Source organism: Paenibacillus sp. FSL R7-0333, assembly GCF_038000365.1.
Taxonomy (GTDB): domain Bacteria; phylum Bacillota; class Bacilli; order Paenibacillales; family Paenibacillaceae; genus Paenibacillus_AQ; species Paenibacillus_AQ silagei.
In genome coordinates this window covers 3,180,221-3,197,053 of record NZ_JBBOBZ010000001.1, presented here as the reverse complement: position 1 = coordinate 3,197,053, position 16,833 = coordinate 3,180,221, and the positions used below count along the sequence as shown (strand labels likewise).

The following is a 16,833-nucleotide window of genomic DNA, read 5'->3' as shown; positions in this document are numbered from 1 at the left end:
TAATGATAAACTTTAGATCCAGACGCTTCCTGTCGGGTTCAGCTCCATTTATACCCGGGGCTGCAGCCATTCTGCTAGCTATAGCAATAATCATAGCACCTGAAGCCTCATTCAAGGCTTCACTTACGGGCCTTACGCTCTGGTGGACCCTGGTCTTTCCGGCGCTGCTGCCCTTCCTGATCCTCTCAGAGATGCTCAGCGCATCCGGCTTCGTGCACGGTATCGGCGTCCTGCTGGAGCCGCTGATGAAGCGGTGCTTCCGGCTTCCCGGGGCGGGCGGCTGGACGCTGGTGCTCGGCCTTACCGCCGGCTTCCCGGCAGGAGCCGGAGGAGTGATGCAGTTGCACAAGCAGGGGGACATTACGGACAAGGAGGCCGGACGGCTGGCGGCTATCGTGCATTATACCAGTCCGGTCACACTGCTTATTGTAGTCGGGACAGCCTTCCTGCACAGTCCAGCCGCCGGGTATGCCCTGCTGGCCATCCACTGGATGTCAGGGTTAGCCGCAGGAATTCTATCCGCCTGCTTCAATGGCTCCCGTAAGATAACCTCACCTATTCCGCAAGTTCCGCATGAAAGTGATCCCAGCCTTACCGGCGGACGCTCTCACGCCAAAAAAGCATCCTTACCCCGGCGTATCCATCAGGCAGCAGCGGACGCCCGTTCAAGGGATGGACGGGGCTTCGGCAAGGTGCTCGGTGAATCCGTATCCTCCGCCGTACAGAGCCTGATGATTATAGGCGGCTATATGATTATGTTCGCAGTTGTCGTCAGTATTGTTACCCGGCTGTTCCCTCAGCTGCCTGCTCTGGTTACAGCAAGTATGCTTGAGATTCATCTCGGGGCCCGGTCAATGACTTCAGCCGCAGCAGGGCTCGAAGGCTTCGTCATCGGCGGTCTTCTTGGCCCGGCACTGCTGTCGGCCGGCTTGGCCTGGAGCGGCATTTGCGCCCAGCTCCAGGCACTGACTGTGCTGAAGGCAGCGAATGTCCGCTTCCTTCCGTTCACCGCAGTCAGGCTGCTGCATGGACTATTTGCCTTTGCGTTCACGCTCCTGCTGTGGACACCGCTGCTCCATATTCAGTCTGCGGTGCTGCCGGTTCTAGCCGGCTCACCCCCGGCCGTACAGCTGCAAGACATAGGCACTTCGCTGAGAATATGGACTCTGGCCCCACAGATCCTGGGACTTATGGCCCTGCTTGTTATGCTGCTGCTGTTGCTGTCTGCTGCCGTGAAGCTGTTTACTTCGAGCCGCCGTCCATCCGGCTGAACTTCAGCTTCATGGCCTGCTCCACCTCAGGGGTTACAAAATCCGAGACCTTCCCGCCGAAGTGGGCAATCTCCTTCACCACACTGGAGCTAAGGTAGGAGTATCTCGGATTAGTCATCATAAATATAGTTTCCGCTTCAGGGTCAAGATTATGATTAATAGAAGCATTCTGCAGCTCGTATTCAAAATCCGTAACGGTCCGGATTCCCCGGACAATAACCTGCGCATCCTTTTGCCTCAGATAGTTAACCAGGAGATCACGGAAGCTGTCTACCTCAACATTCGGTATATCCGCTGTCGCCTGGCGCAGAAGCTCTGTCCGTTCCTCGACCGAGAACAACGGATTCTTGCTCAGGTTGTTCAGCACCGTCACAATCAGCCTGTCGAACTGCTTGGCGGCCCGGTTAATAATATCCATATGTCCCAGCGTAACCGGATCGAAGGTACCCGGATAGATGGCGACACGCTCTTTTCTAGTTTGCAGACTCATCATTTACCTCCTTGCCGTTTGCGGCAGCTTCTGAAAGAGCAGCTTCATACCGGTAGATAGAGATCGTAACCTCTCCATAGACGGATTGCTTCGTTCTCACGAACCCGGGTATATCCTCGGGATAGGTATACCCCGATTCATGCTCCAGCACGATCACTGCATCAGGATTCAGCAGCAGCTTCTCCGCCAGCGTAACCATCAGCTCGTCTCCATGCTTCATACGGTAAGGCGGGTCCAGAAAAACAAGATCAAACGCTCTCCCCCGCTTCCCGAGTGCCCCAAGGGCTCTTCCCGCATCATTACGGTAGACCTCAGCCTGCGCCTCCAGCCGGGCCGCCTTCAAGTTGGCACGCACCGTGTCAATCGCCTTCTGCTCCATGTCCACAAACACCGCAGCTTCCATCCCTCTGCTCAGAGCTTCGATCCCCAGGCCTCCGGTACCGGCATACAGATCAAGCACCGTACCTCCTTCAAAATAAGGCCCGATCATACTGAATAACGCTTCCTTCACTTTATCGGTAGTAGGCCGTGTGCCATTGCCTGGAACACTTTTAAGCGGCCTGCCTTTTGCACTTCCCGATATGACTCTCACCGATCATCCACCTGCTTTTTAGCTTTTGTCTCTACATTACTATGCCATTACAGGGCATAAGTCCAAGCCTATAGTACCACAATTATTCCATGAAATAAAAAGATTGTCCGACTTTGTCACAATGCGGAGCTGAAGAATATTCGCAAGCAAATGTATAAAACTCCCGCATCCGGGTCATCCTGTAATTATCGACATCACAAAATGTCGTAGACAACCGCGGAGCAGGCTTACGTTTCCCCATAAGCTCTTCGTCCGGTTTCTCCTCTCCCATGAAAGAGGCTCCCGAAAGGGAGCCTCGATTTTTGTTTTACGCAAAAAAAGCCCCCGCCTTGAAATCAAGATGCGTGGGCTTGCTGTGTATATAGTTAGATAATCCGCTTCAGCTTGGCTTCCTGCTCAATGGAGCGCGCTGAGAGAAGTTCGATAATTCTGTGCTGATTCTCCAATAAAGACTCGACGTTGATGAGCCGCTCGTTTGTTTCCAGCACAGCACGTTTAATCTGTTCCTGATCTTGCATCATTGTTTGCAGATCTTGTTTCATTGTTTGCTGATCTTGTTTTATTGTCTGCTGATCTTGTTTCATTGCCTGCTGATCTTGTTTCATTGTTTGCTGATCTTGTTTTATTGTCTGCTGATCTTGTTTCATTATTTGCTGATCTTGTTTCATTGTCTGCTGATCTTGTTTCATTGTTTGCAGATCTTGTTTCATTGTCTGCTGATCTTGTTTCATTGTTTGCAGATCTTGTTTCATTGTCTGCTGATCTTGTTTCATTGTCTGCTGCTCTGTCTCTATTCGATCCAAACGCTCGTTGACGGTTCCTAATTCCGCCTTAACAGGAACTAACTCTTCCCGAATAACGGACCGCAATAATTGTACCAGGTCATTATCCATGTGCTCCGCTCCTTCAAACTTAATATCTAAGATTGTACCAGAATCCAATTTATTATTCTACATCATTTGACCTTGTCGATCTTGAACACAAACTTCCAGGAGGCAGTGTTTCCGGAATAACGTCCGCGGTTTTCGACTACCTTGACTGTCAGCGATTTGTTCTGGGTATCCTTAAGGGTGGAGACTTTAATTGCGACGCTTGCTGAGGCTTCATCCGGAATCTTATCCTGTTCCTGCGCTTCAGCACGAAGCTTAATGCTTCCTGTTGAACTGACATCGAGCGTGACTGAATCCCCTTCCTCAAGCTCCTCCCCATTGACGAATCCGCCCCACCACCACTCATTGCCTACATGATTGTTCTCTATCAGTTCCGCACTTACAAACGTAACCTTAACCTTCTGAGTCTTGCCTGCTGCCGATAAGGGCTGCACACTTAAGGATAGAGCCAATATCATCACACACAAAAGCGTTGCCAGCTTCCGCTTCATTTTACAGTAGCACCTCTTTACCATTCTATTTTTTACCAATTATATCAGGTCAAATGACTTGGTTCTATAGACTCACAAAAAAATCATATCTATTAGCCACTAAATTCAATCCGTCCGGACAAGGTTACATATATAGTATATGAATATCAGATAGATTCAGGAGGAACCGCTATGAAGAAGCCCTTGTATAAAAAGATGTCGTCCCTCGCCCTAGTCATCCTATTCAGTGGTGCCATTGGACTGACCGCAGGCTGCAACACTTCGGCTAATCAGGCCACCCCAACTCCCGACGGGACAGCACAGCCGACAGCAGTCCAGCCAACGCCTGCACCAGCCACTGAACCCTCCACCGGGAAGGCGTCCGTGAACTGGGAATCTGCGATCCAGCAAATCGCGACTACGGATACGGAGGCCACGCAAAAAGCAGATGCTGCGGAAGTTTTGGCGAAATCGTACACTCCGTCGGCTGTGGAGCTTAAGGATTTTGAATCCCAGATCGTGGAGGAGTACACCGCCGGGAATTATCTCGCGCATAGCGAGGATGCCGGATACATGCTGACGAACCTGTTCAAGGCTACCGTTGTTGAGCGCAATCACCTTGACGGTGAAGCTATTAAGAAGTTTGCCTTTGACTTTTATCAGAACACTAAGAATGTCTTCCGCGGAATTGATGCTGTGGACAGCGAAGCCGTACATTCGAATGAAACGCAGATGGACAAGGCGTTGTCGGAGATTACAACCAAGTAAACCTCCTTATGTCTCCGGCATGGGACCTCCCGTATTTATTGACAATTCAGGAATGATGGTGATACCGTTCATTAGGGTAAGGGAGCTTAGGGCTCCCGCATTCATCATAAGAATTCAATTGATCAGGAGGTCCCATGTTCAAAAAAACAATCCTTTTCCCCGTCATCAGCATGCTGCTTCTCAGCTCTGCCCCGTCTTCATCCGCAAGTGCGCAAGGCTTGTACTCCGATGTCAACGAGCAGAAATATGCCTGGGCGATGGAATCCATTCTTTTCATGACGGATAACGATGTGCTAAAAGGGTATTCCGACGGCACCTTTAAACCTGAAGCAACGGTTACCAAGGCCGAGTTCACCGTCATGCTGCACCGGCTGTTCGATAAGTACCGCCCCAATGTAACGCCCCTGTTCTATGAACCGAAAGTGGCCGGCTATCAGGATGTCCCCACAAATCATTGGGCCTACAAGGAAATAACCGAGCTATATAATTCTGCAGCGGTCAGTGGCGGCGGGATTTCCAAAAATTATTCAACAGGCAAGTACACCTTCAAGCCGGATGCACGGTTAACCCGCCTCAAGCTAACGTCCATGCTGTACCAGCTATTCGCTGAAGACTTCGACAAGGGTTCGAATGCCGGTGATTCTGACAAAGAGTTATATCAGCGGTTAAGTAAATTCAAGGATATTCCCTTAAAAAAATTCAATACTGAGACTGCAATGGATCAATACATGGATACAGAGAGAGCGAAGGCCGGCAACAGGTGGGATACATACATACCTGGGGATGAGCTCTCGCCAGCGATTTTTTATACATACCAAAATGGATCTATCTCGCTAATTGGAGATTTCACCTTTCTGCCGGTTTACGCCATTGCAGCGATGGATTCCCAAAGGATTATTACAGCCGATTCCCGTGGATACTACAGACCGCTCGCCCCTGTTACCCGGGCAGAACTGGCAACGATTCTGGACCGCGTCTATCTGTTGTTTGAAAAGAAAGGGGTTCTGCAAAAATACAGCAATAAATAGCCTTAAGCGTTGATTCATCAAGCAGGGACCCTAGTCAACAAAAATAGCCCGGCCTCTTACAGTGCCGGGTAATGACATCTATTTTCCGATCAAATTCGGCCAGACTCCTTCAATAAAATAAAATCATGACCACGCCGGGTCAATTTGATGTCAGTAGTTCTGACTGTCACGATCCCGCTTCCTGACCGGGAGATCTTAATATTCTCCACCATCCGGCTGTCGATAAGCTCCTCCATAATATCGGCGAAGGCCTCGGCTTCGAGTTCCATTACCTCCTGATTAACCGCCTGTTCCGCTTCAATCCGCTTGAGGATGGCATATATCTTTTCCTTCTCTTCCATCGTACACCTCTTTCATGCCAGCACTAATTGCCCTGAAGACAATGACTTCTATTATCGCACATCCATTCGGGCCAAGGCGAATTTAAATTCACAGTCATGCAGCAAAGCTTGTCCATCCTGCATCTGCAACAAGAGCAGTCCCGGATTACCGGGACTGCTCTGACTGATTGGATCTCCTAGTAGAAGCAGGCACTCAGAATAATAACGAGCAGGATATAAAGAACCAGAATCGCACCTGTAGATGTCCAGGGACCTACTCCACACGTATTCACGCCGCCTACATTGCCACCGTATCCGCAATCTGCACCCATGAGATTACCTCCTTCATAATGTTGACTACAGAACAGCATATGAGCCAGCCGCCTTATCAGATTGGGCGAAACGGACATAATTTGGGGCGTATGTACAAGGGCATCCTGCCCGCCCGTCCTTGCGGGCAGCCCAGGATGTCCCATGCTATTACTTAATCGGATACCAGGATTCCATCGAAGCTCTCCGGACCTACACGGATTGTACCCAGAAGGTTCGAACTGATGAACGCAGTATACGTTAACTGCGGTGTAATCGTCGGAAGAAAATCATCAGCCGAGAAGGTAATCACCTGTGGAGCCAAGACACTAAGACTGAAGGTACTAGTAGCGGAATAGACCAGTGGATCAGTCGATAGTGTTCCTCTAACAATTGTTACAGTTACACCTACCAGCGCAAGCGGAAGCTGCAGCGAGATGGTTCCTTTTAGTATTACGCGAGGATTCGCCCCTACCCCTTCAGTGATCAGCCCAATCTGCCCGAACAGCTGTGGAGTATCCACTACAAGGATTGGTATTGCAATAGAGTTAGCAAAACTAGCATTCTGCGAGGTTCTACCATCAACATAAGTTCCCATATCAAGCACCTCCTTTCTTCTTAATTAATATATTCACGATCCTTCCAAATCGCATGGATGATATACCCGCTCTCTTTCCCCATATTACTTACTCTCTTACAGCTCCAGCTGTCCTATTCTTCTTTGGTAGTCCCGCTCCGCTTATTGAACGCCAGTTCAAAAAGTCCCGTTGCCGATAATCCGGCCAAGCCTCCGGCCCATAGACGAAGAATGAGATTCATGTCTGTAAAAGGGTACGCAGCCGCTCCTACCAGCAGGCCGATGGCCAGCCCCACCGCAGGAACCACGTTGCGCGGAAGATTAACGCTGTTCTTGACGAACTGGACCAGCGCCATAACGAATACCGCCAATACGGATGCAAAAGCTAGTACATTGTTAAGTGCATCATTGTACATAACGTCTACACCCCCTTGCTTGTAACCAGAAGACCGGCGCGGTTCAATACTGTCAGCATCCGGTAGAAATCATAGCTGCCTCCTGACGGCGTATCCAGCAGACCGGCTGCAGACGCGGCCTGTACCGCAGGCTCAGCCCAGGCCGGCACATTCATTACTGTACGGCCCTCAATGACAGCCAGCCGCTCCGCGACACCTTTAATGGCCTGGCCTTGCTCTTGAACGCCGGCCTTCAGTGTATCTCTGCTGACAGACACCCCTGCCAGCAGCTCCTTCAGTTCCCGCAGCTCGGTTTCCAGCGCCGCAATTTTTTGTTTATCTTCAGCCGACATCTCTTCATCCTCCTTCAGCTCGTCATATTGATACAGGTTATATGAATCCATAATCTGAATCAGCTTGGACGCATAACCCGGGTCCGTTGCGTAGCCTGCAGCAGCAATCTCGCGGGCGGCTGTTTTGCCGTCGACTCCAATAGCCTTGCTGTACAGCTTGGGGTTCCAGGACACTCCCCCGGTAATCAGTGCGGAATGATCCGCTATAGATTCTCCCCAGTTATGATAGGAACGGAACTGGGCAGTCACCTGTACAGCTTGGCCGTTCCTGTATTCCGTTGTCGGAAGCGCCAGGCTGCCCGCAGGCCCGCTGCCCTTGATGCCGAACAGATTGCCTGCCTTCAGCGTCAAGCCGCTCGTTCCCCAGCCGGATTCCAGCGCTGCCTGGGCAATCGTCAGCGAAGCTGCGATACGGGTGCGCTGCATATCCGCTACTGCGAAAGAAGCGATCCGGGTGATAAATTCGGAGTTCGTCATTGCTTCACTTCCTTTCCTACTATATTAAATGCCCCGCCCTGCCAAACTGCCTGTGCTTATCCCTGTTTATGATGTATATGGAAGTGAGCTGCAGCTTATACGCACGCAAACAGCGCCGGAGCAGATGCACCGGCACTGTTTCAATAACCCACTATATTCCCTTCCACTAAAATACGCTAAGGATAATAATCAGCAAAATAAACAACACCAGTATGGTAGCCGTTGATGTTCTCAGACCTCCACTCATCTGGAGCCCTCCTTTCTTACGCACATGCCCAGCTTTGATTCCTCTACATCATATGCCTGTAGTCCCAAAAAAACTGGGCGAACGCACAATATGGGATTTATATGTAAAAAAAGTATTGTTAAATCTTCCATCCTGGCTTAAACTAGTAATAATTAACTATATCGGAGGGACTAATTTACTATGCCTTCATATTATTTCAAGGAAATTTGGACACCGCTGAGCTGGATAGGCATTAAGTTTTTCCGGGACGACGAAGGATTTCTGTGGATAAAGAGATGGTCTAATCCACGTAAGCGGTTACGCTGAACGTAATGAGATAACGTCAAACAACCTTTTTTCCGGCACAAGAGAAGCATCCCCGTCCTGCCGATAAAAGGTTGTTTGTTGTTTCTGTCTGCTGTTGATTGCTGATGCTAAGATGCCGCCTCGAAGGTAATCCGGTTCTTCCCGCTCCGCTTGGAGATATACAATGCTTCGTCTGCAAGCCGCAGGGTCAGGGTGGTATCTCCGCCGTCCGGAGTCCATACAGCAGCACCTACGCTGCAGCCTACACGAAGCTCCTCGCCTTTAATCAGAATCGGCTGGTTGATCTTGCTGATAATCCGCGAAGCCACCACCTCCGCTTCCTTCATCGGTTTGCCCGCCGAGGTATTCAGAATAATCACGAATTCATCGCCGCCCAGCCGGGCAACGATCTCATTGTCCCGCGTACAATCCATCAGCCGGAAGGCCACCTCCTGCAGCAGGGCATCTCCAACCGCATGGCCGAAGCTGTCATTCACTTTTTTGAAGCCGTCCAGATCCATGTACAAAAAGCTTAGTGTCGTCCGCTTCTGCTTGGCCTTACTGACCGCATGGGCCAAAAACTCATCCAGTGCTGCCCGGTTGGGCAAGCCGGTAAGCTTATCATGCAGCGCCATATCCGACATATAGCTCAGCTTAGTCTCTGTCTTGGTCAGGTTGTTCACCAGGCTCCGCAGGGAGGCCGACAGAATCGCCACATCCTTGAACCGGGTAGAGGCCGGGATCTCCACATCGGCACCGGAGCTGAGCAGGTCTGCTGTACGGGTGATATCCCTCAACGGTCGGCTGATCCATCCGGCCAGCAGCCAGCCGATTAGTGCGAAGGCCGCAGCGGTCAGCAGACCGCTGATCAGGATGAAGCGTTCAAGCTGATGGACTGAGGCAAAAGCGATGTCTGCCGGCTGACGGATAATGACCGTCCAGCCAAGGCCCGGGTAGTTCATGTAACCATCGCCATAGGCGTATCCCGTTAAATAGGAGTCACGGCCCCGCTCCTGTTCGATCACGTATGAGCTCTTACCGCTGCGGGCCTGCTGCAGGACCGCATCCGTCATTCTTTTGCCGGTGAGCGCTTCTGGCCCCAATAGAATGGTGTCGTCCTTCTTACTGACCACGAACACTTCCACGCCCTTAAGCCGTTCCTTGAGCGGATTCACAATGGAGGCCTCGACCTCACGTGACCACTCCCAGCTAAGATGTGCCGCCAGCACGCCGCTTGTCTGTCCTTGCTTGTCCATGACCGGCACACTCACATCAACAAACTGCAGGGCTTCCCCCGTCTTACTCTGCAGCAGCTTAGATAGCAGCACCGCATCGTGGACATCCCCGACGAAGGTTCCCTTAAGCGCCTGCTGAAAGACAGGCCTCTGGCTGATATTCGTTCCTTGTAGAATCCGATCCGTGGAAGCAACCACATTCCCTGTCTTATCCAGGAAGCCCACCCAGGTGAATACCGGCAGACTCTTCTTCAGCTGATTCAGCAATCTGCCGGCCTCTGCTTGTTCAACGGGCTCCTGAAAAGCATTCAGCTTACTCAAAACTTCTATTTCACCGGAACGTGACCACATGAACTGATCAAGCTTCTCGGACATTTGGTTGGCCTCTGCGGCCAGGGAGCTGCCGATACTGACTTCCACAGAAGTGGTGGAGCGGTTGCCGATCACATAGCTGAGAATAGCCGTGAGCAGAATGATAATAACCGCAAATGCTGCTGAAAATAAAGTGCGAAGACTTAATGACATGTACACTCTCCTCTTCCGATGACCTTGTTCATGCTTCCGACCACTGAAGATATCTTGCGGCAACATGTCGAACTGGGTCGATATTTCTTTATCGGAAGAGTCCGGCAGAAATATAATACAGCTTCCGGCACACAGCCGTTTTTTGTTGAGTCGTTACCCTACCTTCGCTCCCATAGAACGGGCCAGCAGCACGGCCTGCTCCACATCCAGCCGCACCCCTTTGAGCTCCAGACTCTTCAGGTCAATCCCTTCCAGCTTGGCGTCACGCAGATCGGCCCCTGTAAGCTTGCACTGCGCAAGCTGCACCCGGCTTAAATCCGCCCCGCGCAGATCCGCCTTTTGCAAATCGCAGCCCTGCATGTCTGCCTCGGTGAACCGGATGCCCCGCAGATCCTGCCTGCTGAGATTCAGATGGCGCAGATTCGTATAGGCCCAGTCCCCTCCGCTCAGTGTGATTCCGTCCATATAGGCATTGGCGAAATCCGATCCGACCATCTTGCAGTTCTCGAACTTCGCCACGAACAGATTGGCTCCGGTGAACTTGCAGTTGGTGAACGCGCCATCCGTGTGCAGCGAAGCATTCAGCAGGGCACCGGTGAAATCGCAATCGACAAACCGGCAGCCGGTGGAGGTCATCTCTTCCATAGAAGCTCCCCGAAAGGAGCAGCGCTCAAAGGTGCAGCCGTTTATTTCTCCATCCTGCAATGCTGCGTAATCAAAATTATGCTCATTAAAGGTTTCATTATGGTATTGATACATAGTTTAAGCACCTCTTTATCTGGGTATTGGAGCAAAGGTATGGTATAACAGATACTATATAATTCTTTAAATATACTACTTTAGGAGATTGTCCAAATGTAGCCGTTTCGATATAATAGCAAATAAAATAGCGGAGGTAAATGATGGATGACTCCAGCAGAAAAGAACCATTCCGATATGTAATGAACCAGCCCATCGATTGCTATCTTGAAATTCCCGCCAGTAATTCGGGACCGGGAGCGGGCAAATTGACTGAGGGTATCCTGCTTGACCTTAGCCGCTCCGGCTGCAAGGTCCGCACCTCGCTGAACCTCCGCTTCACCGCAGGGGATACGAAGCTGATTATTCATTTTCAGCTGGCGGAAGAGAAGCTGCAGTATGAAGGCAGTGTCCGCTGGGGCTGGATGTTCGGTCTCGGGCAATACCAGTATGGGGTAAGGCTGGACCTGCAGGAAGACGAGGAAGAACAGCTGCTGCGGGAGCTGGAGCTCTGGACCAGCGGAAGAAGCGCGCAAGGCTTGTAGCCTTTGCGCTCCCTAATAATGCATACAAACGCAAGCAAGGCTGATTAGGAGCCTTGCTTGCGTGAAATAGGAACGATGGATTATCCCTCTGCTACACTTCTCTTTATACTTCGATTCGTCTCTTCACCAGTGCAACCATTCCATAGATCATCAGGCAGACCACCGCCACTTCAAACAGCAGCGCCCCTTGATCAACCGGAAGGTATGGTATAATAAATTCACTGCCGGATTGGGGCTCTCCAGTGTAAATCTCGAAGTTAAAGGCAATATCCAGACCAATGAAGTAGGTGTCAAAGAGCAGCTTCTCCAGATAACCTATTCCGTTCTGCAGCAGGACCAGAAGGACGATGCCAAGCCAGACTCTCCCCTTCATGCGCAGACTAAAGGCTACTGTAAAGGAGAACATCACCATCACCATGAGAAAAAGGCTGGACCAGACCGATTGAAGCAATGCTCGGAATCCAACCGTCAATAGATTGCCGGGCAGTAAATCCACCGTGTACAGCAGCTTGAGGATTCCTAGATGGGCTAGGCCGAGGAGGATGACCACCCCAATCAGCAGCAGCGCCAGCAGCATGGGAGACAGGACCGTCTGCAGCGCAGTAACCGGCAAAAGCCGCCGCTGATAGGATTTAAGATTACGGAAATATCCGGTAACGGCTGTAAATATCATTGCGATGGCCAGTATACAGTAAATAACCAGATTCAGGGAGGCCAAGTCTGCGTCTATCCTAGCACTGGAGATCCACAGCCCGGCCTGCACGAGTAAAGCAATGACGATGAAGACGAGAATACGTTCTTGTCGGCGTTTAAGATCATATTTTAATAGCTTCAGCATTCGGCAAACACCTCTCTGAACAGCTCATCTACACTCTTCCCGTGCTCCTGTCTCAGTTCTTCCACCGGACGATGCAGCACAATCTCCCCCTCCTTCAGGAAAATCACCTCATCAAAGATCCGTTCGATATCCGTCACCAGATGGGTGGAGAGCAGAATACTGCTGTCCTCCTCATAGAACTCCATCAGCGCATTCAGAATCTTGGTCCGTGCCACCGGATCAACGCCTCCAATCGGTTCATCCAGCAGATATAATCTGGCCCGGCGGGAGAGTGCTAAGGTCAGCTGCAGGCGTTCGTTCATCCCTTTGGATAACGTCCGCACCTTATCCGCTGTACGCAGCTTCATGAAATCCAGCATCCGCAGTGCCTTAGCCTGATCGAAATCCGGGTAGAAATCCTGCTGGAATCTCAGCGCATCCCCGATATTCATCCATGACTCCGTGACCGGCACATCCGGCATGAAGGAGACGAGCTTCTTGCTCTCTACGCCCACGGGCATCCCGAGGACTGAGATCCGGCCCGAGGCGGGCCAGGCGAGTCCTGAGATCAGCTTCATGAGCGTGCTTTTGCCGCTGCCGTTACTTCCCAGAAGGCCGGTGATGGTGCCGCTGCCCAGCTTGAAGGAGACCTGGTTCAGCGCGTGTCTAGGGCCGAACTGTTTGCTTACATTCTGAATGTCAAGTATATCGTCCACTCTTCTTACTCCCCCTGTTCTTGGTCCCGCTGGTGGATGTTCTCTGCTACTGCAGTAAGTATATCTTCGCCCTGGAAGCCTAGCTCCTGCATTCCGCGGATAAAACGGTCCAGCACATCCTGTGCCATCTCCTTTTTGACGGTCAGTATCGTCTCTTCGCTTCCGGTCACATATCTGCCCATGCCGCGGCGGGTCTCCACGATGGTCTCACGCTCCAGTTCCTGAAATGTTCTTTGCACGGTATTCGGGTTAATCTGCAGTTCAGCGGCCAATTCACGGACAGAAGGGATCTTGTCTCCAGGCTTCAGCTTGCCGGTGATAATCTCTCCCTTGATGTAATTCATGATCTGGAGATAAATCGGCTGGTTATTATCGAATTCGATCCCCATCAAGCAACATCCCTGCGTCTGAAGACGGCGAAGCCTGCAAGCAGGAACAGCGCCATGTAGATGCACAGCAGGATAATGGATAAGGTTAGTGTCATTCCCTGCATCGGCGCACCGCCATCCTTGTAGGCTGCGAGATTAAGATTAGGGAACAGCACATATTTGTAGAACTCACGGGAAATGACCAGCTTGTCGATGGTGGTGGCGAAGATGGTTGCTCCAATGGTTACGCCAGTCGATTTCGTCAGAATCCCCAGCATGAAGCCGATCGTAGCGTAGACGGTGCAGTACACAGTTGAATACAGCAGCGAAGTTAGGATCTCACCGATTCCCGCTTCCCCTCCGCTGAGTCCGAAGAAGACCGCTCCTGAGAGGAAAAGCCCCACCGTCGCAACTACCTGCATGCTAAGTGTATAGAGTAGTACAGTTACATATTTGGAGGCCAGAATCGCCGTGCGGCTGCGGGCACGGATCAGCAGAAATTTGATCGTCCCCTGGCTGTATTCCCTGGATACAATCCCCGCCGTCCCGACGATCACCAGAATGGCCAGAAGCTGGCCAATGCCTCTGGGCTGCAGGGAATCCGCTGTAAAGTCTGCCGCTGAAGCATACATATCTGCGGCAAATGTACGAGTCATATAGCCCACTGCCAGCGACAGCACCAGCAGGATGACATAAGGAATGATATTGCTGCGTTTCTTCGATATTTTGAGCCATTCATTCAGCACAAGCAGATTAAATTTACGCAATGCGGTTGCCCCCTGTCCATTTCAGGAAATCCTCTTCCAGACTTTGTCTATTCTCAGTAATCCGGTATATCCCGACCTTAGCTTCGCTAAGTGCCGCCACCAGCTCCGGTACGGATCCATCCGGCAGCTGTACATGCAGCTCGGAATGGGCTTCATCTGCTCCAGTGACCTTAACGCCCTGCAAGGCTCCGGCCACAGTCCGTGCAGCTTCAATCTTGTCTACCCGGATAGCAAGCGCTACCTCACTCTGCGCCTCTGGCACTTCCGTAAGCTGTGTCACCGTTACAAGCTTGCCGTTCTGAATGACCACCGCGCGGTGGCAAATCTGTTCAATCTCAGCCAGCATATGACTGGAGATTAGAATGGCAATGCCCTCTACCTCTGCTATTCTCCGCATATAGTCGCGCATCTCCCGGATGCCGGCGGGGTCCAGCCCGTTGGTCGGCTCATCCAGAATGAGCAGCTTCGGCGAGTGGAGCAAGGCCTGAGCAATCCCCAGACGCTGGCGCATACCGAGGGAGTAGGCCCGAACCTTCTTGTTCATCGCCTCCTGCAGCCCCACCAGCTCCACGACCTCCTTGATCCGTGATACCCCGGCTCCATCACTCATGCGTAAATATTGCAGCAGGTTGTCGTACCCGGTCATATGCGGATAGAACTCAGGATTCTCAATGATCGCCCCGATCTGTGAGATCGCCTGCTTGAATTTCTTCCGGATGCTGTGTCCATGAATCAGAACATCCCCTCCGCTCATGCGGATCAGTCCGGTCATCATCCGGATGGTGGTCGTTTTGCCGGCGCCATTCGGTCCCAGCAGCCCGACAATCTCTCCCTTATGGATCTTGAAGCTTAGATTATCTACAATGGCCTTCCCTTTTATCACTTTACTGACGCCTTGCATTTCCAGTACGGTTTGTTCTTGCGCAGGGCCTGACGGCTCCTGAACATAATGAGCGGTTGTATTCATTACAGCCTCCTTGTGCGGATCGGTATAGGTGGAGTATTAATTCCACGGGTTATTGCTAAGCTGGAATATGTGTATTTTCAATGTTGTATTGGTGTGTTAGTTAAATAGTACACTAGTAATTTTGGTTTGTAAAGCAGGTTTGTGAAAAATTTCCTGAAGCACTGTGTAAACAGGCTATCCGTGCAGGGGTTCTAACCATACCAATCTCTATCAGCATACATAGAATAGTATTGCAGGTGGCAGTATCATGCTGCTTTTGCCAAAACGGCTTCAAGGAGGAATACACATGAATAAAGAGGTTCATATCTCGCAGACTTATCCAAGACTAACGGTGTACAGCGAAGAAAACTTCCGGGGAAGAAGCAGAATCTACAGAGGTAATCTCGGTATCCGCGATACGGACAATATTCTGGATGGCATCGAAAGTCTCCGCTTCTTCTCCACCAGCAGCAATGCTACGCTCGTCCTGTTCAGCAGAACCCGGTTCAGAGGCAGCTTCCGCGTGCTTCGCGGCAATCACAGCATCCGCGATCTGGATGACTTCATCTCCGGCAATGACGTAGAATCGATCATCTCTACCAACCAGAGACTGACGCTGGACCAGATCCGCCGTATCCGCAGCAGCGGGGAACTTCCTCCAGGCTACCGCTTAATCTAACAGAATAGGCACGTGAAACAGGGCACCCTCTGGTATCGCCCAGCCGGAGTGTGCCCTGTTGTGTTCAATAGATTAGAATACGGGTAATCATGGAAAAACTATTATTAAAGACTCACTTAAGATTAGAACTCAAAGCTTGGTCGTCGCTGCGGTGAACATTTGGACTTCCGGCCGCTGTTGTGTTTGAATTTTCATGATTAAAACCAATGTTAGCGGTAGAAATTCAAACACAAAGGCGGTCGCTACCGCTCCTACAGTTCCAAATTTCCCCTCCGCTTCTTTTTGCTTTTTGTTAATTTCTTTAGTGTGTCTTAAATAGTTAAGAACTATATCAAGGAGAAGATCAAATTGCGACTATCTAAATTATCCAGTACAAAATTGAACCCGGGCGTCACAGACCCTGCCCCCTCCCGGCCGGTGAAGAATACCGCACAGCAGCATCTCAAGCCGTTTTTCCAAAAGTATTTCTGGCTCCTGGCTGTAGGGGCTCTTGCCTTATACACACTGGCGTTTGCTGACCGCTATTATGTCACAGCCTTGGGACTTGGGGTGCAGCAGGGGCTGATTACGGCCAAAACCGTGCAAGCTGCGCTGCTGTGGCTCACTGGCATCCTGTTAACCTTGAAGCTGTACGTCATTACGGTCAGAGCCAAAGATAAATTCAAAGGCGGCTACCGTTTCTTCTATTACTTCAGTTTCTTGAATTGGCCCGCTGCCGTCCTGCTGCTGCTTACCCTGGTCTTCCAGGCTCCACAGCAGTCAACCGATCTGGTGCAGTATTGGACAAGCAGCCGATTCACCGAGAAGCCTGTCCAGATTACCAACACCTACAAAAGCTGTGGGCCCAACAGCAGCTGCACGCTCGTCGTAGACACCTCGAACCAGGGAAGATTCCGTGTAAACGGCTATATGAATAGCCTTATTTTGGCTTACGAGCCGCACATAACCGCCCTCCGCTATCTCCCGGCCTCCCGCAGAATTATTAATATCCGTACGGCGGAGGGCTGGCTGGAGTGAAGGCTTAA

General features: G+C 51.1%; 24 protein-coding genes. 6 read left to right on the top strand and 18 right to left on the bottom strand.

Going from position 1 to position 16,833, the window contains the following annotated elements; genetic code table 11:
* Positions 1–2 precede the first annotated feature (2 nt).
* Positions 3–1,271 (top strand): nucleoside recognition domain-containing protein, encoded by a 1,269-nt coding sequence (locus MKY86_RS13250; protein ID WP_076077793.1) that lies wholly within the window; start codon positions 3–5, stop codon positions 1,269–1,271.
* Here the strand turns inward: MKY86_RS13250 and coaD are convergent.
* The 5 genes from coaD to MKY86_RS13225 all read right to left on the bottom strand — a co-directional run bounded on the left by coaD (position 1,243) and on the right by MKY86_RS13225 (position 3,734).
* Positions 1,243–1,764, bottom strand: a complete 522-nt coding sequence (gene coaD, locus MKY86_RS13245; RefSeq protein ID WP_076077790.1) for a pantetheine-phosphate adenylyltransferase — start codon at positions 1,762–1,764, stop codon at positions 1,243–1,245. The genes MKY86_RS13250 and coaD overlap by 29 nt on opposite strands.
* Positions 1,745–2,353: a 16S rRNA (guanine(966)-N(2))-methyltransferase RsmD gene (rsmD, locus tag MKY86_RS13240; RefSeq protein WP_076077787.1), complete on the bottom strand. Its 609-nt coding sequence runs from the start codon at positions 2,351–2,353 to the stop codon at positions 1,745–1,747. The genes coaD and rsmD overlap by 20 nt, the downstream gene beginning before the upstream one ends.
* An 82-nt stretch (positions 2,354–2,435) precedes the next feature.
* Complete coding sequence (locus MKY86_RS13235; RefSeq protein WP_143803648.1) at positions 2,436–2,624, bottom strand: single-stranded DNA-binding protein; 189 nt, start codon at positions 2,622–2,624, stop codon at positions 2,436–2,438.
* A 94-nt stretch (positions 2,625–2,718) separates the two neighbouring features.
* Positions 2,719–3,246 (bottom strand): hypothetical protein, encoded by a 528-nt coding sequence (locus MKY86_RS13230; RefSeq protein WP_340826975.1) that lies wholly within the window; start codon positions 3,244–3,246, stop codon positions 2,719–2,721.
* Between the two features lie 62 nt (positions 3,247–3,308).
* Positions 3,309–3,734, bottom strand: coding sequence for a hypothetical protein (locus MKY86_RS13225; RefSeq protein WP_076077785.1), 426 nt, complete (start codon positions 3,732–3,734; stop codon positions 3,309–3,311).
* A gap of 171 nt (positions 3,735–3,905) precedes the next feature.
* Here MKY86_RS13225 and MKY86_RS13220 point away from each other — a divergent pair, with 171 nt between their 5' ends.
* Positions 3,906–4,481 (top strand): hypothetical protein, encoded by a 576-nt coding sequence (locus MKY86_RS13220; RefSeq protein ID WP_076077782.1) that lies wholly within the window; start codon positions 3,906–3,908, stop codon positions 4,479–4,481.
* 134 nt (positions 4,482–4,615) lie between these two features.
* Positions 4,616–5,509, top strand: coding sequence for an S-layer homology domain-containing protein (locus MKY86_RS13215; RefSeq protein WP_076077780.1), 894 nt, complete (start codon positions 4,616–4,618; stop codon positions 5,507–5,509).
* An 89-nt stretch (positions 5,510–5,598) separates the two neighbouring features.
* On the opposite strand, the gene MKY86_RS13210 is transcribed toward MKY86_RS13215, so the two are convergent.
* The 8 genes from MKY86_RS13210 to MKY86_RS13175 all read right to left on the bottom strand — a co-directional run bounded on the left by MKY86_RS13210 (position 5,599) and on the right by MKY86_RS13175 (position 10,991).
* Entirely contained in the window at positions 5,599–5,850 is a 252-nt protein-coding gene (locus tag MKY86_RS13210) for a YjcQ family protein (protein WP_036728915.1), read from the bottom strand.
* Positions 5,851–6,026: 176 nt separating this feature from the next.
* Positions 6,027–6,161: a hypothetical protein gene (locus tag MKY86_RS13205; protein ID WP_268748465.1), complete on the bottom strand. Its 135-nt coding sequence runs from the start codon at positions 6,159–6,161 to the stop codon at positions 6,027–6,029.
* A 152-nt stretch (positions 6,162–6,313) separates the two neighbouring features.
* On the bottom strand, positions 6,314–6,736 hold the full coding sequence (locus tag MKY86_RS13200) for a hypothetical protein (RefSeq protein ID WP_076077777.1): 423 nt from the start codon (positions 6,734–6,736) through the stop codon (positions 6,314–6,316).
* Positions 6,737–6,849: 113 nt separating this feature from the next.
* Positions 6,850–7,131: a holin gene (locus MKY86_RS13195; RefSeq protein WP_076077774.1), complete on the bottom strand. Its 282-nt coding sequence runs from the start codon at positions 7,129–7,131 to the stop codon at positions 6,850–6,852.
* Positions 7,132–7,136: 5 nt separating this feature from the next.
* Positions 7,137–7,940 (bottom strand): glycoside hydrolase family 73 protein, encoded by an 804-nt coding sequence (locus tag MKY86_RS13190; protein WP_076077771.1) that lies wholly within the window; start codon positions 7,938–7,940, stop codon positions 7,137–7,139.
* Between the two features lie 166 nt (positions 7,941–8,106).
* Positions 8,107–8,187 (bottom strand): YjcZ family sporulation protein, encoded by an 81-nt coding sequence (locus MKY86_RS13185; protein ID WP_245368211.1) that lies wholly within the window; start codon positions 8,185–8,187, stop codon positions 8,107–8,109.
* A gap of 413 nt (positions 8,188–8,600) precedes the next feature.
* Entirely contained in the window at positions 8,601–10,232 is a 1,632-nt protein-coding gene (locus MKY86_RS13180) for a sensor domain-containing diguanylate cyclase (RefSeq protein WP_076077769.1), read from the bottom strand.
* 153 nt (positions 10,233–10,385) lie between these two features.
* Positions 10,386–10,991 carry a pentapeptide repeat-containing protein gene (locus tag MKY86_RS13175; RefSeq protein WP_036728930.1) on the bottom strand — a complete coding sequence of 202 codons (606 nt, stop codon included), beginning with the start codon at positions 10,989–10,991 and terminating at the stop codon, positions 10,386–10,388.
* Between the two features lie 140 nt (positions 10,992–11,131).
* Between MKY86_RS13175 and MKY86_RS13170 the strand changes: the two genes are divergently transcribed.
* Complete coding sequence (locus MKY86_RS13170) at positions 11,132–11,515, top strand: PilZ domain-containing protein (protein WP_340826973.1); 384 nt, start codon at positions 11,132–11,134, stop codon at positions 11,513–11,515.
* A gap of 103 nt (positions 11,516–11,618) precedes the next feature.
* Here the strand turns inward: MKY86_RS13170 and MKY86_RS13165 are convergent, their stop codons facing one another.
* Genes MKY86_RS13165 through MKY86_RS13145 form a run of 5 tightly spaced genes read right to left on the bottom strand, consistent with a single transcriptional unit; the run spans position 11,619 to position 15,150 of the window.
* Positions 11,619–12,353, bottom strand: coding sequence for a hypothetical protein (locus MKY86_RS13165; protein WP_076077763.1), 735 nt, complete (start codon positions 12,351–12,353; stop codon positions 11,619–11,621).
* Complete coding sequence (locus MKY86_RS13160; RefSeq protein WP_076077761.1) at positions 12,347–13,048, bottom strand: ABC transporter ATP-binding protein; 702 nt, start codon at positions 13,046–13,048, stop codon at positions 12,347–12,349. Before MKY86_RS13160 ends, MKY86_RS13165 begins: the two co-directional genes overlap by 7 nt.
* Positions 13,049–13,053: 5 nt before the next feature.
* Positions 13,054–13,437, bottom strand: a complete 384-nt coding sequence (locus tag MKY86_RS13155) for a GntR family transcriptional regulator (protein WP_076077758.1) — start codon at positions 13,435–13,437, stop codon at positions 13,054–13,056.
* Positions 13,437–14,183 carry an ABC transporter permease gene (locus MKY86_RS13150; protein WP_076077756.1) on the bottom strand — a complete coding sequence of 249 codons (747 nt, stop codon included), beginning with the start codon at positions 14,181–14,183 and terminating at the stop codon, positions 13,437–13,439. Before MKY86_RS13150 ends, MKY86_RS13155 begins: the two co-directional genes overlap by 1 nt.
* Positions 14,176–15,150 (bottom strand): ABC transporter ATP-binding protein, encoded by a 975-nt coding sequence (locus MKY86_RS13145; RefSeq protein ID WP_076077753.1) that lies wholly within the window; start codon positions 15,148–15,150, stop codon positions 14,176–14,178. Before MKY86_RS13145 ends, MKY86_RS13150 begins: the two co-directional genes overlap by 8 nt.
* A 286-nt stretch (positions 15,151–15,436) precedes the next feature.
* Here MKY86_RS13145 and MKY86_RS13140 point away from each other — a divergent pair, with 286 nt between their 5' ends.
* A complete protein-coding gene (locus tag MKY86_RS13140; RefSeq protein ID WP_036728954.1) occupies positions 15,437–15,808 on the top strand; it encodes a hypothetical protein in 372 nt (123 codons plus the stop codon).
* 348 nt (positions 15,809–16,156) lie between these two features.
* Positions 16,157–16,825, top strand: coding sequence for a hypothetical protein (locus MKY86_RS13135; RefSeq protein ID WP_076077750.1), 669 nt, complete (start codon positions 16,157–16,159; stop codon positions 16,823–16,825).
* The last annotated feature ends 8 nt before the right edge of the window (positions 16,826–16,833 follow it).

Excerpts from the sequence above, each read along its gene's own strand:
- MKY86_RS13170 (WP_340826973.1), top strand. The coding sequence starts at position 11,132 with ATGATGGATGACTCCAGCAGAAAAGAACCATTCCGATATGTAATGAAC.
- MKY86_RS13185 (WP_245368211.1), bottom strand. The coding sequence starts at position 8,187 with ATGAGTGGAGGTCTGAGAACATCAACGGCTACCATACTGGTGTTGTTT.
- MKY86_RS13250 (WP_076077793.1), top strand. The coding sequence starts at position 3 with ATGATAAACTTTAGATCCAGACGCTTCCTGTCGGGTTCAGCTCCATTT.
- MKY86_RS13225 (WP_076077785.1), bottom strand. The coding sequence starts at position 3,734 with ATGAAGCGGAAGCTGGCAACGCTTTTGTGTGTGATGATATTGGCTCTA.
- MKY86_RS13190 (WP_076077771.1), bottom strand. The coding sequence starts at position 7,940 with ATGACGAACTCCGAATTTATCACCCGGATCGCTTCTTTCGCAGTAGCG.
- MKY86_RS13230 (WP_340826975.1), bottom strand. The coding sequence starts at position 3,246 with ATGGATAATGACCTGGTACAATTATTGCGGTCCGTTATTCGGGAAGAG.
- MKY86_RS13215 (WP_076077780.1), top strand. The coding sequence starts at position 4,616 with ATGTTCAAAAAAACAATCCTTTTCCCCGTCATCAGCATGCTGCTTCTC.
- MKY86_RS13220 (WP_076077782.1), top strand. The coding sequence starts at position 3,906 with ATGAAGAAGCCCTTGTATAAAAAGATGTCGTCCCTCGCCCTAGTCATC.
- MKY86_RS13145 (WP_076077753.1), bottom strand. The coding sequence starts at position 15,150 with ATGAATACAACCGCTCATTATGTTCAGGAGCCGTCAGGCCCTGCGCAA.
- MKY86_RS13175 (WP_036728930.1), bottom strand. The coding sequence starts at position 10,991 with ATGTATCAATACCATAATGAAACCTTTAATGAGCATAATTTTGATTAC.
- MKY86_RS13140 (WP_036728954.1), top strand. The coding sequence starts at position 15,437 with ATGAATAAAGAGGTTCATATCTCGCAGACTTATCCAAGACTAACGGTG.
- MKY86_RS13155 (WP_076077758.1), bottom strand. The coding sequence starts at position 13,437 with ATGGGGATCGAATTCGATAATAACCAGCCGATTTATCTCCAGATCATG.
- MKY86_RS13235 (WP_143803648.1), bottom strand. The coding sequence starts at position 2,624 with ATGGGAGAGGAGAAACCGGACGAAGAGCTTATGGGGAAACGTAAGCCT.
- MKY86_RS13205 (WP_268748465.1), bottom strand. The coding sequence starts at position 6,161 with ATGGGTGCAGATTGCGGATACGGTGGCAATGTAGGCGGCGTGAATACG.
- MKY86_RS13200 (WP_076077777.1), bottom strand. The coding sequence starts at position 6,736 with ATGGGAACTTATGTTGATGGTAGAACCTCGCAGAATGCTAGTTTTGCT.
- MKY86_RS13195 (WP_076077774.1), bottom strand. The coding sequence starts at position 7,131 with ATGTACAATGATGCACTTAACAATGTACTAGCTTTTGCATCCGTATTG.
- MKY86_RS13210 (WP_036728915.1), bottom strand. The coding sequence starts at position 5,850 with ATGGAAGAGAAGGAAAAGATATATGCCATCCTCAAGCGGATTGAAGCG.
- MKY86_RS13180 (WP_076077769.1), bottom strand. The coding sequence starts at position 10,232 with ATGTCATTAAGTCTTCGCACTTTATTTTCAGCAGCATTTGCGGTTATT.
- MKY86_RS13165 (WP_076077763.1), bottom strand. The coding sequence starts at position 12,353 with ATGCTGAAGCTATTAAAATATGATCTTAAACGCCGACAAGAACGTATT.
- coaD (WP_076077790.1), bottom strand. The coding sequence starts at position 1,764 with ATGATGAGTCTGCAAACTAGAAAAGAGCGTGTCGCCATCTATCCGGGT.